This is a genomic window from Burkholderia contaminans (assembly GCF_029633825.1).
GTDB lineage: Bacteria > Pseudomonadota > Gammaproteobacteria > Burkholderiales > Burkholderiaceae > Burkholderia > Burkholderia contaminans.
On the sequence record NZ_CP090641.1, the window covers coordinates 1,732,036 to 1,745,601 of the forward strand.

Here is a 13,566-nt window from a genome sequence, read left to right on the forward strand (position 1 = left end):
CTCTTTTACTTACTGTGTCTGGAGCACGTCCGCGGCCAGCTGGCCGGAGCGGATCGCACCCTCGATCGTGGCGGGCAAGCCGGTGGCAATCCAGTCGCCCGCCAGCACAAGATTGGTCCAGCGCGTACGTACGGCCGGACGTTTCATTTCCTGCGACGGCACCGCCGCAAAGCCCGCGCGCGGCTCGACGACGAGCTGCCACGCGGGGATGGCTTCCGGATTCGCGCCGGTCACGCGCGCGACGTCTTCCCAGATGCGCCGCGCGAGCGTATCGCGCGGCGTGTCGAGCCAGCGGCCCGCGTCGCGGATCGTCGCCGCGAGTTGGCCGCCGCCGGTGCGCACCGCATCGACGACGCCGTTGATGACGGTGGTCTGCAGCGGATTGCCGGCCGGCGCTTCAGCCGCAAAATACGCGGTCACGACCGCGCTGAACGTGTCGGGCGCGGTGAGTTCCGGTACCAGCGGCTGTGCGACCTCGGGCGGCACGGCCAGCACGACGGCGTCGCCCGGTGCGAGATCGATCCGCTCGCCGCCGACCGAAACCGCATCGACCGCGTTGCCGTGCGCGCCGAATTCGAACGCGTCGAGCCGCGAGTTCAGCCGGATCTGCGCGCCGCCGTGCTGCAGCATCCGCAGCGCGGGTTCGACGAATGCGCTGCCGAGGCCGTGTCGCGCGACGAGCGGACGGCAAGCGGCGCCGCCCGCGGAAAACGTACTGCACAGCGCCGCGCGTGCGAGTTCCGCACTCGCATGGCGCGGCTCGACGTTCAGCACACCGAGGAAATACGGCCGCAGCCAACGTTCCCACAACATGCCGTCGCATCGCATCGTCTGTGCGAGTGAGCGGCCCATGCGCGCGAACGCGAGCGGGGCGAGCGCGAGGTAGTCGAGCGGCGTCGTGTCCGGCGCGCGCGACGCGGCATCGAACAGCCACGACGGCCAGCGCCCGTTGCCGAAGCGCAGCGTCCAGCGCTGTTGCGACGCGACGTCGACGACCGGGAATTCAGGCAGCGCCGGCCCCGCGAGCTGGTCGGCCGCGCCGATCGCGCGCAGGTAGCGCTGCGTCGCGGGCTGTCCCGCGAACACCGTGTGCAGCCCGCTGTCGAGCGTCGTGTTCAGCATCCCGTCGAACCAGGAGCGGCAGCGGCCGCCCGCGTGCGCGTGCGCGTCGTGCAGCACGATGCGCCGCCCGCGGCGTTGCAGTTCGACCGCGGCCGACAGGCCGGCAACGCCGGCGCCGATCACGTGGACGGTTCTGGGCATCGACTCGGTTGGCTCAGAACAGCGCGTAGCGCGCCGCGATCATCAGCATGCGCGCTTTCGGCTTGCGCAGCGGCGCGCGCGGGAAGGCAAAGCCGCGCGCGATCGCGGCTTCGAGGATGCAGCGATACGCGCCCGACATGATGCGCGGCGCCTTCACCTGCGCACGCGGGCAGGTATCCATCACCGCGTCGGCCTGGCGGAAGTGCTCGAGCGCGCGCTCGACGAGCGTCGTGCACACGCGCGGCAGCGCCGGATCACGCACGATCGTCGCCGGGGCCGTGATCGCGATGCCTTCGCGCGCGAGCAGTTCGCGCGGCAGGTAGCAACGGTTGATCGCGGCATCGTCGTCGATGTCGCGCAGGATGTTCGTCAGTTGCAGCGCGCGGCCGAGGTGATGCGACAGCGTGATCCCTTCGGCTTCCGGCATCCCGAAAATCCTCACCGACAGACGGCCGGCCGCGCTCGCCACGCGGTCGCAGAAGAGGTCGAGCGTCGGTTCATCGGGTGCGCAGATGTCTTCGACTGCATCCATCGCCATCCCGTCGATCATCGCGTGGAAGTCGTCGCGCTGCAGGTTGAATGCGCGGATCTCGCGGTCGAGCGCGGCCAGGTGGCGCGGCGGGCGGCCGGCGAAGCACGCGTCGATGTCCGCGCGCCAGCGATCGAGGCCCGCGTTGCGCTCGGCGCGCGGCAGGTCGCTGTCGGCGATGTCGTCGACCGCGCGGCAAAACGCGTAGACCTGGAACATCGCATCGCGCTGCACGGCCGGCAGGATGCGCATCGCCAGATAGAAAGAACTGCCCGATGTGACGGCAGCGGCGTCGGTTTCTTGTTCGTCCACGACGGAATTGGAAACGGCCAAGACGAGCTCCACGGAGACACCCACGCGGGGCGATTGAAGAAGCCATGCCCGGCGGGGATGGTCAGGGTGTCAAATGCATGCGAGATGTGCGAACGATCGACGCAGACATGCACAAATTACCGGCCGGAAGCCGGAATTGGGCGAAAGTATAGCAATCTTTGAAGTTCGATGGCGGACACGCGCCACGGGCGGCGGCATGCCGGAAGCCGTTGGCCGGCAAGCGCGGCAGGCGCGGGCGGGCCCCGGTGCCGGCCGCGCGTCAGCCGTAAACGATGTCGCGTTGCAGGTCGAGCGCAATGAGCCCCATTTCGCGGGTGAGCTGCAGCATCGAACGGCGTTCGAGGCGCGAGCCCATGAAGCTCGTCACGCGGCCGTCGGGCTCCGCGGTGAACTGGAAGGTCGCGCCGCCCGTGCCGAACCACGCACCCGGCACATCAGGCGATTCGTGCCAGTCGATCTGCGCGAACACGCGTGCGATGCCCGCACGCACCAGGTCGCCCGGGCCGATCGGCGGCGCGATGTCGCCGAGATCGTCGAGCGAATAGGGGCCGGGCTTGTCCGGCCTCCGGTAGAAGAGATAGTCGACGTTCATGGGGCGCAATCGGAAGCAAAGCAACAAATTAGCGTGGTTCGCGATAAATTCAAATCAGATACGCACGAAATGTGGCCTGTACGAGACAAGAGGACAGATCGAAGCCGGCCCGTCCGGGCGCACGGGTTCGTCTAAGATGACACCTTTCCCAAAATCTGAAGAGCCGGACATCATGGAGACGAACGCAAGCGCCACCCCGCAGTCCGATCATCCCGTTTTCGTGCTCGTGCACGGCGCCTGGCACGGCGCGTGGTGTTACGCGCACGTCGCGGCCGCGCTGGCCGCGCGCGGCCACCTGTCGATCGCGCGTGACCTGCCCGCGCACGGGATCCATGCCCGCTTTCCCGCCTCCTACTTCGCACGCCCGCTCGACAAGGACGCGTTCGGCGCCGAGCCGTCGCCGGTCGCGAACACGACGCTCGACGATTACGCCACGCAGGTGATGCAGGCGGTCGACGACGCGTACGCGCTCGGCCACGGCAAGGTCGTGCTCGTCGGGCACAGCATGGGCGGCCTTGCGATCACGGCGGCCGCCGAGCGCGCGCCGGACAAGATCGCGAAGATCGTCTATCTCGCGGCCTTCATGCCCGCGTCGGGCGTGCCGGGCCTCGATTACGTGCGCGCACCTGAAAACAAGGGGGAAATGCTCGCCCCGCTGATGCTGGCGAGCCCACGCGTTGCCGGTGCGCTGCGCATCGATCCGCGCAGCGGCGACAGCGCGTATCGCGAGCTCGCGAAGCGCGCGCTGTACGAAGACGTGCCGCAGGCCGACTTCGAGGCCGTCGCGAACCTGATGAGCTGCGACGTGCCGGCCGCGCCGTTCGCGACCGCGATCCCGACGACCGCCGCGCGCTGGGGCGCGATCGATCGTCACTACATCAAGTGCCTGCAGGATCGCGTGGTCCTGCCCGCGCTGCAGCAGCGCTTCATCGACGAAGCCGACGCGTTCGTGCCCGGCAACCCGACCCACGTGCATCAGCTCGACAGCAGCCATTCGCCGTTCATGTCGCAGCCGGCCGTGCTCGCCGGCGTGCTGGCCGACATCGCGAAAAGCTGAGCGCGGCACGCGCCCAGGGCATCCGCTCCCCGCACGGCGGGGCGGATGCGCTACCTATGCATACGCGACCGACCGGTCGCGCCCGAGCCGCTTCGCGCGATAGAGCGCGGCGTCGGCCTCGTTGACGAGCACGTCGCAGGTCGGCGCGCCCGCCTTCGCACACGCACCGCCGACGCTCGCCGTCACCGGCACGCTGACTCCTTCGGCATCGACCGGCACGCTGCCGATCGCATCGCGCACCTTGTCGGCCACCAGCATCGCCTCGTCGAGATTCGTGCACGGCAGCAGCAGCGCGAATTCCTCGCCTCCGAAGCGGCCGAACGTATCCTGCGCGCGCACGATCGACGCGACGCGGCGCGCGGTCTCGCGCAGCACGGCATCGCCGGCCGCATGCCCGAAACGGTCGTTGATCGTCTTGAAGTGGTCGAGATCGAACAGCAGCACCGACAGGTCGCCGCCATAGCGCTGCCAGCGCGCGAATTCGTCGCCGAGCCGCGCCTCGAAGAAGCGCCGGTTCGCGATGCCGGTCAGGCCATCGCGATTCGCATGTTCGCGCAGCTTCGCGACCGCTTCCTCGCGCTCGCGCTGCATCACGCTCACGTGCGTGACGTCCGAGATCGTCACGCACACGGCTTCGACGTCGCGGCCGCGCGTGAGCGGCATGAACGTGCAGTCCTGCTGCATGTAGTCGACGCCGCCCGTGATCGGCCGGTCGTGCTCGAAGCGAAACAGGTAGGGCCGCTGCTCCCACGAGCTGAACGCGAAGCTGCCGAGCTGGAACACGCTCTCGAGCTTGCGCGACAGCCACGCGCGCGGCAGGTCGGGAAAACAGTCGAACAGGTTGCGGCCGATCACGTCCGCGGCGGGGATGCCGCTGTGGTCCTGCATGAAGCGATTCCACATCAGCACGGTCATCGCGCGGTCGAGCACGAACAGGCCGAAGCCCACCCGCTCGATCACGAGGTCGCTCAGCGACGAGGTGGCGGCCGTCATAGCGCGGACAGCAACGCGTCGAGCGCGTCGCCCATCAGCCGGATCGAATCCTCGGCCATCAGCATCACGAAATGAGCCCGGAACGCGTGGTCCTCGAGCCCGAAGTTCACTTCCAGCAGCAATGCCACGCTCCATGCCAGCTCGGTCGGCTGGAATACGTCGTCGAACGACACGTTCGCGCCGAGCAGCCCCGGCGGAAAGAACACGGGCTTGCGGCCGAGCTCGTCGAGGATCGACGCGACGCACGCGCCCATCAGCACGTTCGCGACGTCGAACACGACTTCGTCGGGGGTCGCCATCCCGCCGTACACGCCATCGCCGAACGTGCGGTCGACGACCGACATGAGCCGCGCGATGCTCGCGGTGCGGCACAACACGATCGCTTCGCCCTTGATGTCGGAACGAAAGCCCTGGCGCACGGCGGTCACGTTGTCGTGAATGCCCGTCATCTCGCGCAGCGCGTCACCCGCGTCGGTCGCTTTCACGACCCGCACGCGCGGCACCGACAGCTCGATGAAGTGCCCGAGCAACAACGCGAGCCGCGCAGCGGCGCGGCCCATAGCGAGGTTGGCGATTTCCTGCAACGCGTCGCGTTGCTCCGCCGTGAACACCGAGTCAGGCATACAACCCATACTCCTTGAGAATGGGCAGCAATGCCTCCGACGTCACGGGCTTGGCTACGAATGCGATCGCGCCCAATTCGCGCACGCGTGCTTGCGCCTGCGGCTGAATATCGGCGGATACCACGATCACGAACGTGTTCAGATCTTCGTGGCGCAGTGTCTCGAGCACCTGATATCCGCTCATGTCGGGCATCGTCAGGTCCAGAAACATCACGGAAGCTTTGCCGTCACGATAGAGCGCCAGGGCCTCTCGACCATTCGCGGCATACGCGACTTCGACGTCCCAGCCTCCCGGCAGCGCCTTTGTCAGAAGTTTGCGAGCGAGCAGCGAATCGTCGGCAATTACAATCGGCAAAGGCATGGGGCGATGCGGTATACGGAATGGTCTCTCTCGCGTTAACGACCGCGCGGCGCACTTCTTTAGGCGCCATGCGTTCGGGTGCGGGCAACCGTCTGGCGGCCACGCGCGGGCGCCGCGACGCGGGTGCGCGCGACGCACCGCACGGCGAACGCCGGCGGGCGCATATATCTGTCATAGGGAAAGCAAGGCGCGATTCTCTGAGTAAACCGGAGGCGATGCAACTCGCCATTTTCACCATTTCGAACAGAATCGATCCGAACACGCGCCATTCCGAAAACAGCCACGATCATTTTCGAGATAAGCACGCAAAATTTTTCCTTGTGTACGTTTGCGCTGCCGGATTCGTCGCGTTTTCAATCTGACAATTTCCCCCTGTCGAAATCGACAGGATGGCTGGCGTCAGGGGCCGTGCGGCGGGCCGTCGCAACTCGTTTATGATGGCAGGCACCTCTGCCTCACCCGCTTCCTCGATGACGTCCGACCGGCCTGCCGACTCCCACGCTCCCGCCTCCCCACCTGCCGACGACTGGCAGGACGACGGCAACTATGCGTCCGGTGCGCCCGAGCACGATTTCGCGGTGCGCCGCGTGACGCTGATCGTGCTGCTCGTCGCGGCGATCGTGCTGCCGTGCATCTACGTCGTGGTGATGGCGTACAACGACCTGAAGACGCGCGAGGCAGCCGCGAGCGACGTGACGATGCGCACCGTGCGGGTGGCCGAGGAGCACGCGCTCAAGGTGTTCGACCTGAGCGAGACGCTCGATGCGCGCATCGTCGATCTCGTGCAGGACATGGACGACGCGACCGTGCGCAACCGGGAGTCCGACATCCACGAAGCGCTGAACACGATCGGCGGCGGCTATCCGCAGGTGGCTGCCGTGTCGATCTTCGGCGCGAGCGGGATGCTGCTCGCGAACAGCCTCTACTATCCGGCGCCCTATGCGTCGATCGCGAACCGCGACGACTTCGCCGGCATCCGCGACGGCAAGGTCATCGAACACATCTCGCGGCTGATGATGGGGCCGCTCAAGCTCGAGAACATTCCCGTGTTCAACACGGGCGTCGCGCGGCGCCATAGCGACGGTTCGTTCGCCGGGATGGTGTCGATCGCGCTGAAGTCGTCGTATTTCAACGCGTTCTACCGAGACCTGCTCGGCGGCGCGAGCACGCAGATGACGATGGCGCTCGCGCGCTCGGACGGCGCGGTGATCGCATCGTATCCGCCGCCGCCGGCACTCGCGCACACCGATCGCGCCGTCACGTTCGGCGACGCGCGCAACGATCCGCGCGCCGGCGTCGTGCACGTGCGCCACGACGGCGCGAGCAGCGAGATCGTCGCGTATCGCCAGGTCGGCAGCTATCCCGTCTACGTGACATGCTCGTACCGCACGTCGGCGATCTGGCATGAATGGTACGAACACCTGAGCGTGCTGTTCATCTCGATGTTCGCACCGTCGGTCGCGCTGTGGTCCGTGATCTGGCTGTCGCTCAAGCGGCTGAAGGCGGAGGAGGAGGCGTGGGACCGCTGGCAGGCCGAAGCGTCGATGCGGCGCTCGATCGAATCGGCGTACCGGCAGTCGCGCAAGATGCAGGCGCTCGGCAATCTCGTCGGCAGCGTCGCGCACGACTTCAACAACCTGCTGATGATCATTTCGAGCAACGTGCAGATCGCGCGGCGGCGCGGGGTCCAGCATCTCGACAAGGAGCTCGGCGCGATCGAACGCGCGCTGAAGAACGGGCAGTCGCTCACGCGCCAGCTCCTCGGTGTCGCGCGCAAGCAGCCGTTGCACAACGAAACGATCGACGTCGGGCACTGGATCGGCACGTGCCACGAACTGCTGAAGACATCGCTCGGTTCGAAATCGTCGCTGGTCGTCGCGATCGAGCCGGGTGTCTGGCCGATCCGCGTCGACGTCGCGGAGCTCGAACTCGCGGTGATCAACCTCGCGGTCAACGCGCGCGACGCGATGGTGACGGGCGGGCGCTTCACGGTCGGCGCACGCAACGTGACGCTGCGCCGCGAGGACGGCTTTCCGCTCACCGGCGATTTCGTGCAGATCTCGCTCGACGATACGGGTTCGGGCATGGCGCCCGACGTGCTCGCGCGCGCGTTCGAACCGCTCTTCACGACGAAGGCGCAGGGGATGGGGACGGGGCTCGGCCTGCCGCAGGTGTTCGCGTTCTGCGAACGCTCGGGCGGCCTCGCGACGATCGACAGCGCGGTCGGCGCCGGCACGTCGGTGCGCCTCTACCTGCCGCGCGCACGCGTCGAGGATGTCGTCGCGCGGCCGCCGGCGGTCGTGCACGATGGGGGGGCGGGGGCGCTCGCCGGGCTGCACGTGCTGCTCGTCGAGGACAACAGCGAAGTCGCGGCCGGCACCGAAGCGCTGCTGTCGCTGCTCGGGCACCGCGTGACCTACGCGCCCACCGCCGACGACGCATTGCGCCTGATCGAAAGCGCGGCCGCGAACGACGCGTTCGACCTCGTGATTTCGGATATCCACATGCCGGGCCGCCTGAACGGCATCGACCTCGCCGAAGCGGTCGAACAGCGGCCGGAGAAACTGCCCGTGATACTCGTCACGGGTTACGCGGAGGAACTCGACCGCACGCGCACCGTCAACGTCCGCGTGCTGTCGAAGCCGTTTGACATCGCGCTGCTCGACGAAATCCTGCTGGGCATCCGTGAAGCGCGCGATGCTCGACACGCGCGGCACGCCGGCACGTGACCGGCTGCGAGCGGGCCGGTGCCGGCGGCGTGATCGGGCGTGGCGCTCAGGCCGACTTCAGCAAGCGCACCCAGCCCGTGTAGCGATCGACGAAGCCCTGCAGGAACTTGCGGGTGTCTTCGCTGACGATCTGGCCCTGGTCGTCGATGCGCGCCGGATCGTGCTTGATGAACATCTCGGGCTGCCCGAGCGTCTTCACGTCGAGATACGCGAGCACGTTGCGCAGGTGCTGCTGCGCGAGCGCGGTGCCCGTCGCACCCGGCGACGTGCCGAGCACGGCACCCGGCTTGCCCGACCACGAGTTGGAACCCCACGGGCGCGAGCCCCAGTCCAGCGCGTTCTTCAGCACGCCCGGAATCGAGCGGTTGTACTCGGGCGTGAAGAACAGCAGCGCGTCGGCGGCCTCGATCGATTGCTTGAAGCGCTTCGCGACTTCCGGGAAATCCGCGTCGTAGTCCTGGCTGTATAGCGGCAGCTCGCCGATCTCGACGAACTCGAACGAGAAATCCGCGGGGGCGAGCGAGATCACGGCGTGTGCGAGCGCGCGGTTCGACGAAGCGCGACGCAGGCTGCCGACGACCACAGCGATGCGATAGGACATGGCATTCTCCTTCCGGTGAGTAAGGAATCGGATCGATTGCTTCCGATCGAGCGACAAAGGTCTGTTTATAGGCAAGCCAGCCCGCGAACCGCCCCACGGGGCCGTACGGCCGACTTTCCACAAGGTTTTCCACAGAAATTGTGGATAACTCGGCCGTTATGTTCCGACGTTACAGATTGCCTATCGCGGGTCGTTGCCGACACGCGACACAGGGTTCGGCAAGCATAGCGCAGCGCGTCGGCCGGCTTCGTGAATTCGTGACGGAACATGCATTGCAGGCCGGCACTGCGCCCAGTAAGCTGCTGGCACTGCGATACGCCCGCCTGTGGCGCACGCTCGATCGCTTCGAGACACTTGCAACCCATCCATGCCGTCCGCCTACGACGATCCCGTTTATCTCGCGCAACTGCGGCGCGACCTGCTGCGCTTCGCGCGGCTCCAGCTCCGTGATGCCGACGCGGCCGAGGACGCCGTTCAGGAAGCGCTTGCCGCCGCCTGGTCCCATGCGGGCGATTTCGCGGGGCTGTCGGCGCACAAGACCTGGGTGTTCGGCATCCTGCGCAACAAGCTGATCGACGTGCTGCGCGCGCGGCAGCGGACGGTGAGCCTGTCCGCGCTCGATGCCGAGCTCGACGGCGAATCGGTACTCGATCGCGAGCTGTTCAAGGAAAACGGGCACTGGGCCGCGCATGCGAAGCCGCGACCGTGGCCACGCCCCGACACGCTGTTGCAGCAGCAGCAGTTCTGGACACTGTTCGAGGCGTGCCTCGATCACCTGCCGGAGCAGATCGGGCGCGTGTTCATGATGCGCGAATTCCTCGACTTCGAAATGACGGACATCTGCAGCGAATTGACGCTGACGACGAATCATTGCAGCGTGCTGCTTTACCGGGCGCGCACGCGCCTGCGAACCTGCCTGAGCGAACAAGGACTGACGACCGAAGATGCTGCCGGGGAAATGTACTGACGTGACGCGACTGCTGTCGGATGCGCTCGACCGGCATCTGACCCTGCATGAGCGCCTGCAGGTGCGCATACACCTGCCGACCTGCAGTGGCTGCAGAGCCTATCGCGGACAGATCGCGCTGCTGCGGACGGCCGCGAAAGCGGCGGCGGGGCGGGGGCCTGCCCCGGATGATGACGGGGCGTCGCCCGGGGAAGGCTAGGCCCGGATCGCGTTGACGGCGATCGTCAGGGCCGTGGTCGCATGCTGCCCGGTGATCGGGCTGGCTTCGATTGCCGATGCTCGTGCGAGTGCTTGCGCCGGGCTGACGCAATCAGAAAAATACGGCGGACAAAAATTATTCGAACAGTGCCTGCACCGATTCGGGCGGCCGGCCGACGGCGGCCTTGCCGCGGTAAACGACGATGGGCCGCTGCAGCAGAATCGGATGAGCGGCAATTGCCGCATAGGCATCCGCATCAGTCAGATCGACACGGGCAAGATTCAGCGCCTTGTACGGCTCCTCGCCGTCGCGAAGCATGTCGCGAACCGGGCGACCAAGCTGCCGATGCAGCGCTTCCAGTTCCTCGACCGTCGGCGGCGTCTTCAGATACTCGACGACATTCAACGGCGCACCGGTGGTATTCAGCGACTCGACCAACGCAAGCGTCTCGCGCGACTTCGAGCATCGGGGGTTGTGGTAGATCGTGATCATCATTCAGGCCTGGAGGGTAGATCCCTGTATTGTAGCCAGTCTGGATTGAGGGCTTGGTGGGACGAGCGGTGAGGAATCGGGAGATCGGGCGCGGATTCGCTGCTTCACAGAGGCAGGTCGACGAGGCAATGCGATGGACCGCGAGAGGGGAGTGCTGGTCGGGGGTGCGCTTCAATGAATGGGTGGGTTTATGCGCATAAAGGCGAGCGGGATTCTTTCACGGGATGGCGAATGAAGGTCGCGCACGCGTGGCCAATACCATGGGGTTTGGTCTGCAAAGGGTGTCGCCGGTGGCATCGCAGGCCGGTTGGTTTATGCGCATAAAGCGGGCGATTGCCGATCACGGGGACCTCGCGATTCGCGGCGCGGCGAATGCGGACGCTTCGGCACGTCGGTGTCATGCCTGCTCCGGTGTCATGCCTGCTCCGGTGTCATGCCTGCTCCGGTGTGATTGCTGCGTCCGTATGCTGCCTCGCAAGCAGGTCGCCCTGTACTGGATTCCGGCGGTCGGGACGTGACCTTCGTTACTCGCCCCGATCGATCACGGTTTATGCGCATAAACGTCGCGCCGGGATAGCGCGTTGGGTCGACATACACCGGTCAGATGGGATACATCGGTGCTGCATACCCAGCCAGGGTATGCTACTCGCAACCTCCGACCAGAAGCGCCTACTCCCCCGATACGATCGCGCGCCACGCTTTCCGCGGAGAGTTTATGCGCACAAACTCTCCAGCTCTCAGCTGAGGCGACCCCATCGAACGATAGGGCAGTACACGCGGCACGCGCGGCAACTCGCTACTCCCACCGACGGCGACACACGCGACGCCACCGAGTCGCGCACCGCCCTCTCGGGCATCCGACACGCCATCCGATCGAGTCATCTGCCATCGTCGCTTCGTTTATGCGCATAAACCGATAGCCCAAATGGCCAATGCGTAGTGGTCAAACGACAATTTCATTGAAATTCAAATATCGTCCTGTAGAATTCCAACGACCAAAATAGGAGTGAAAATTGGCCGCGGAAATCATTGCAGTCACTCAACAAAAAGGTGGCGTCGGCAAAAGCACGATTGCCATGCACCTCGGTGCCGCGTTCCATGAAAAAGGGAAGCGCGTCCTCGTCATCGACGCAGACCGTCAAAACACACTGGTTCACTGGTCGAGCGCATCCGGCGACAGCGACACCGGCATTCCGTTTCCGGTCGTCAACCTGGCTGAAGCCGATGGCCAGATCCATCGCGAGATCAAGAAGTTCATCAACGACTACGACATCATCGTCGTGGACTGCCCGCCGTCGATCACCGAGAAGGTATCGGGTGTGGTCCTGCTGGCCGCATCGATTGCCGTGATCCCGACGTCGTCGTCGCCGGCCGATTACTGGTCGAGCGTCGGGCTGGTCAAACTGATCCAGCAGGCGCAGGTCATGAACGAAGACCTCCGCGCCGTCTTCCTGCTGAACAAGACCGAAGAGAAGCGCATGCTGACCCGCGAGCTCAAGCGTGCGCTCGAGGAACTCGGCTTCCCGTTGCTGAAAACGCAGATCCCGACCCGGGAGGCGTACAAGCAGGCGATGGCGCTCGGTCAGACCGTGCTGCAGATGAACGATCGTGGCGGCAAGCTGGCCGCCGCAGAAATTCGCGCATGCGCCGACGAAATCGTCGCCATGCTGCCCTGACTTTATGCGCACAAAGGAGTCACATGAAACCCTCCCAATTCGCCAAAGGATTCCAAGCGCGCCCGGATATCACGACGAGCGAGAAGCGCACGGCGCTCGATCGACTCAATGCGATCGACGGCATCGTCAAGTCCGAGACGCCCACGCCGGCGCCGACCAAATCCGCGAAGAAAGACATCGCGCCGCCGCCCGCTCCCGACTTCACGCTCGATCCGTCGATCGATGAATCGGCGCAATATCGCGCGTGGCGTCTCGAGAACCGCTATGCGCCGGGGCAGGTGATCGAACTGCCGCTGAAGGCGATCAAGCATAGCCCGTTCAATCCGCGGCACTTCTATCTGAAGTCGTCGATTGCCGAACTCGCGGTCAACCTCGCGAAGCAAGGTCAGCAGCAGGCGATCCACGTGATTCCGGACTACGAGAACCCGGGCACGTATTTCGTCAGCGACGGCGGCCGTCGCGTGCGGGCACTGAAGGAAGCGAACAAGGAATCCGTCAAGGCAATCGTGATCGACGTGCCGATCGGCATCCAGAGCTACAAGCTCGGCTACGATCTCAACGTCCAGCGCGATTCGCAGACGGTGTTCGACAACGCCGTCGTGTGGCGCCGCTTCCTCGACGACAAGCATTTCCAGAGTCAGAAGGAGCTCTCCGAGCACCTCGGCCTCGACGAATCGACGGTGGCCGTCGCGCTGTCGATCGGCAAGCTGCCGGAAGCGATCATGCAGGAAATGGTCGCGCGCCCTGATCGCTTCGGTTCGAACATGGCGTATCAGGTCGGCCGCTATCACAACGCGCGCGGCACCGAGGCCACGCTGCGACTGATCAACAAGATCGTGTCGGACGATCTCAGCACGCGCCAGGTGTCGGACATCGTCAAGGGCCGCGTCGCGGCGCAGGAAACGCCGAAGGCCGCGGGCCGTCAGCGCTATGCGCAGCGTCTCGAGATCAAGCTCGGCGGCAAGTCGGTCGGCGACCTGAAGTCGTATGGTGAAGATCGCATCGAATTGCGCCTGCGCGGTCTCCCGAAGGACAAGCGCGACGCGATCCTCGAGCAGCTCGAGCGGATGCTGTTGTCGGAGTGATGGAAACGGCCGGCAGGGCCTGGTGAGGATGCCGGGCCCGCCAATCGAGCGGCGGGGCCGGCGGCG

Annotated in this window: 15 protein-coding genes; 7 read left to right on the plus strand and 8 right to left on the minus strand. The window is 65.8% G+C overall.

Going from position 1 to position 13,566, the window contains the following annotated elements; all coding sequences use genetic code 11:
* Window positions 1-9: 9 nt before the first annotated feature.
* The 3 genes from hpnE to LXE91_RS25430 all read right to left on the minus strand — a co-directional run bounded on the left by hpnE (window position 10) and on the right by LXE91_RS25430 (window position 2,717).
* Window positions 10-1,263, minus strand: a complete 1,254-nt coding sequence (hpnE, locus tag LXE91_RS25420) for a hydroxysqualene dehydroxylase HpnE (RefSeq protein ID WP_039344660.1) — start codon at window positions 1,261-1,263, stop codon at window positions 10-12.
* A 13-nt stretch (window positions 1,264-1,276) separates the two neighbouring features.
* Window positions 1,277-2,125: a presqualene diphosphate synthase HpnD gene (hpnD, locus tag LXE91_RS25425; RefSeq protein WP_039344705.1), complete on the minus strand. Its 849-nt coding sequence runs from the start codon at window positions 2,123-2,125 to the stop codon at window positions 1,277-1,279.
* 259 nt (window positions 2,126-2,384) lie between these two features.
* Window positions 2,385-2,717, minus strand: a complete 333-nt coding sequence (locus tag LXE91_RS25430) for a hypothetical protein (RefSeq protein ID WP_039344657.1) — start codon at window positions 2,715-2,717, stop codon at window positions 2,385-2,387.
* A gap of 172 nt (window positions 2,718-2,889) precedes the next feature.
* Here LXE91_RS25430 and LXE91_RS25435 point away from each other — a divergent pair, with 172 nt between their 5' ends.
* The gene (locus LXE91_RS25435; RefSeq protein WP_039344655.1) at window positions 2,890-3,774 is read left to right on the plus strand and encodes an alpha/beta fold hydrolase; all 885 of its coding nucleotides are present in this window, start codon (window positions 2,890-2,892) and stop codon (window positions 3,772-3,774) included.
* A gap of 54 nt (window positions 3,775-3,828) precedes the next feature.
* On the opposite strand, the gene LXE91_RS25440 is transcribed toward LXE91_RS25435, so the two are convergent.
* Genes LXE91_RS25440 through LXE91_RS25450 form a run of 3 tightly spaced genes read right to left on the minus strand, consistent with a single transcriptional unit; the run spans window position 3,829 to window position 5,751 of the window.
* A complete protein-coding gene (locus tag LXE91_RS25440) occupies window positions 3,829-4,767 on the minus strand; it encodes a GGDEF domain-containing protein (protein ID WP_039344653.1) in 939 nt (312 codons plus the stop codon).
* Window positions 4,764-5,390 carry a chemotaxis protein CheC gene (locus LXE91_RS25445; RefSeq protein WP_039344650.1) on the minus strand — a complete coding sequence of 209 codons (627 nt, stop codon included), beginning with the start codon at window positions 5,388-5,390 and terminating at the stop codon, window positions 4,764-4,766. Before LXE91_RS25445 ends, LXE91_RS25440 begins: the two co-directional genes overlap by 4 nt.
* Window positions 5,383-5,751 carry a response regulator gene (locus LXE91_RS25450; RefSeq protein ID WP_039344648.1) on the minus strand — a complete coding sequence of 123 codons (369 nt, stop codon included), beginning with the start codon at window positions 5,749-5,751 and terminating at the stop codon, window positions 5,383-5,385. The genes LXE91_RS25445 and LXE91_RS25450 overlap by 8 nt, the downstream gene beginning before the upstream one ends.
* Before the next feature lie 20 nt (window positions 5,752-5,771).
* Here LXE91_RS25450 and LXE91_RS25455 point away from each other — a divergent pair, with 20 nt between their 5' ends.
* Together LXE91_RS25455 and LXE91_RS25460 are read left to right on the plus strand one after the other, a co-directional pair.
* Complete coding sequence (locus tag LXE91_RS25455) at window positions 5,772-6,113, plus strand: hypothetical protein (protein WP_082139541.1); 342 nt, start codon at window positions 5,772-5,774, stop codon at window positions 6,111-6,113.
* Between the two features lie 108 nt (window positions 6,114-6,221).
* Window positions 6,222-8,480 carry a hybrid sensor histidine kinase/response regulator gene (locus tag LXE91_RS25460; protein WP_039344645.1) on the plus strand — a complete coding sequence of 753 codons (2,259 nt, stop codon included), beginning with the start codon at window positions 6,222-6,224 and terminating at the stop codon, window positions 8,478-8,480.
* Window positions 8,481-8,526: 46 nt separating this feature from the next.
* On the opposite strand, the gene LXE91_RS25465 is transcribed toward LXE91_RS25460, so the two are convergent.
* Window positions 8,527-9,081: an NADPH-dependent FMN reductase gene (locus LXE91_RS25465; RefSeq protein WP_039344642.1), complete on the minus strand. Its 555-nt coding sequence runs from the start codon at window positions 9,079-9,081 to the stop codon at window positions 8,527-8,529.
* A gap of 367 nt (window positions 9,082-9,448) precedes the next feature.
* On the opposite strand from LXE91_RS25465, the gene LXE91_RS25470 reads away from it, so the two are divergent.
* Together LXE91_RS25470 and LXE91_RS25475 are read left to right on the plus strand one after the other, a co-directional pair.
* Complete coding sequence (locus tag LXE91_RS25470; RefSeq protein ID WP_039344639.1) at window positions 9,449-10,048, plus strand: RNA polymerase factor sigma-70; 600 nt, start codon at window positions 9,449-9,451, stop codon at window positions 10,046-10,048.
* Window positions 10,026-10,247 (plus strand): zf-HC2 domain-containing protein, encoded by a 222-nt coding sequence (locus tag LXE91_RS25475; protein WP_039344636.1) that lies wholly within the window; start codon window positions 10,026-10,028, stop codon window positions 10,245-10,247. The genes LXE91_RS25470 and LXE91_RS25475 overlap by 23 nt, the downstream gene beginning before the upstream one ends.
* Before the next feature lie 135 nt (window positions 10,248-10,382).
* On the opposite strand, the gene arsC is transcribed toward LXE91_RS25475, so the two are convergent.
* Window positions 10,383-10,742, minus strand: coding sequence for an arsenate reductase (glutaredoxin) (arsC, locus tag LXE91_RS25480; RefSeq protein WP_039344633.1), 360 nt, complete (start codon window positions 10,740-10,742; stop codon window positions 10,383-10,385).
* A 1,010-nt stretch (window positions 10,743-11,752) separates the two neighbouring features.
* Between arsC and parA the strand changes: the two genes are divergently transcribed.
* Together parA and LXE91_RS25490 are read left to right on the plus strand one after the other, a co-directional pair.
* The gene (parA, locus tag LXE91_RS25485; protein ID WP_011353621.1) at window positions 11,753-12,415 is read left to right on the plus strand and encodes a ParA family partition ATPase; all 663 of its coding nucleotides are present in this window, start codon (window positions 11,753-11,755) and stop codon (window positions 12,413-12,415) included.
* Between the two features lie 23 nt (window positions 12,416-12,438).
* Window positions 12,439-13,500 carry a ParB/RepB/Spo0J family partition protein gene (locus LXE91_RS25490; protein WP_039344630.1) on the plus strand — a complete coding sequence of 354 codons (1,062 nt, stop codon included), beginning with the start codon at window positions 12,439-12,441 and terminating at the stop codon, window positions 13,498-13,500.
* Window positions 13,501-13,566: the final 66 nt, after the last annotated feature.

Excerpts from the sequence above, each read along its gene's own strand:
- hpnE (WP_039344660.1), bottom strand. The coding sequence starts at position 1,263 with ATGCCCAGAACCGTCCACGTGATCGGCGCCGGCGTTGCCGGCCTGTCG.
- LXE91_RS25430 (WP_039344657.1), bottom strand. The coding sequence starts at position 2,717 with ATGAACGTCGACTATCTCTTCTACCGGAGGCCGGACAAGCCCGGCCCC.
- LXE91_RS25435 (WP_039344655.1), top strand. The coding sequence starts at position 2,890 with ATGGAGACGAACGCAAGCGCCACCCCGCAGTCCGATCATCCCGTTTTC.
- LXE91_RS25440 (WP_039344653.1), bottom strand. The coding sequence starts at position 4,767 with ATGACGGCCGCCACCTCGTCGCTGAGCGACCTCGTGATCGAGCGGGTG.
- LXE91_RS25445 (WP_039344650.1), bottom strand. The coding sequence starts at position 5,390 with ATGCCTGACTCGGTGTTCACGGCGGAGCAACGCGACGCGTTGCAGGAA.
- LXE91_RS25450 (WP_039344648.1), bottom strand. The coding sequence starts at position 5,751 with ATGCCTTTGCCGATTGTAATTGCCGACGATTCGCTGCTCGCTCGCAAA.
- LXE91_RS25455 (WP_082139541.1), top strand. The coding sequence starts at position 5,772 with ATGGTCTCTCTCGCGTTAACGACCGCGCGGCGCACTTCTTTAGGCGCC.
- LXE91_RS25460 (WP_039344645.1), top strand. The coding sequence starts at position 6,222 with ATGACGTCCGACCGGCCTGCCGACTCCCACGCTCCCGCCTCCCCACCT.
- LXE91_RS25465 (WP_039344642.1), bottom strand. The coding sequence starts at position 9,081 with ATGTCCTATCGCATCGCTGTGGTCGTCGGCAGCCTGCGTCGCGCTTCG.
- LXE91_RS25470 (WP_039344639.1), top strand. The coding sequence starts at position 9,449 with ATGCCGTCCGCCTACGACGATCCCGTTTATCTCGCGCAACTGCGGCGC.
- LXE91_RS25475 (WP_039344636.1), top strand. The coding sequence starts at position 10,026 with ATGCTGCCGGGGAAATGTACTGACGTGACGCGACTGCTGTCGGATGCG.
- arsC (WP_039344633.1), bottom strand. The coding sequence starts at position 10,742 with ATGATGATCACGATCTACCACAACCCCCGATGCTCGAAGTCGCGCGAG.
- LXE91_RS25490 (WP_039344630.1), top strand. The coding sequence starts at position 12,439 with ATGAAACCCTCCCAATTCGCCAAAGGATTCCAAGCGCGCCCGGATATC.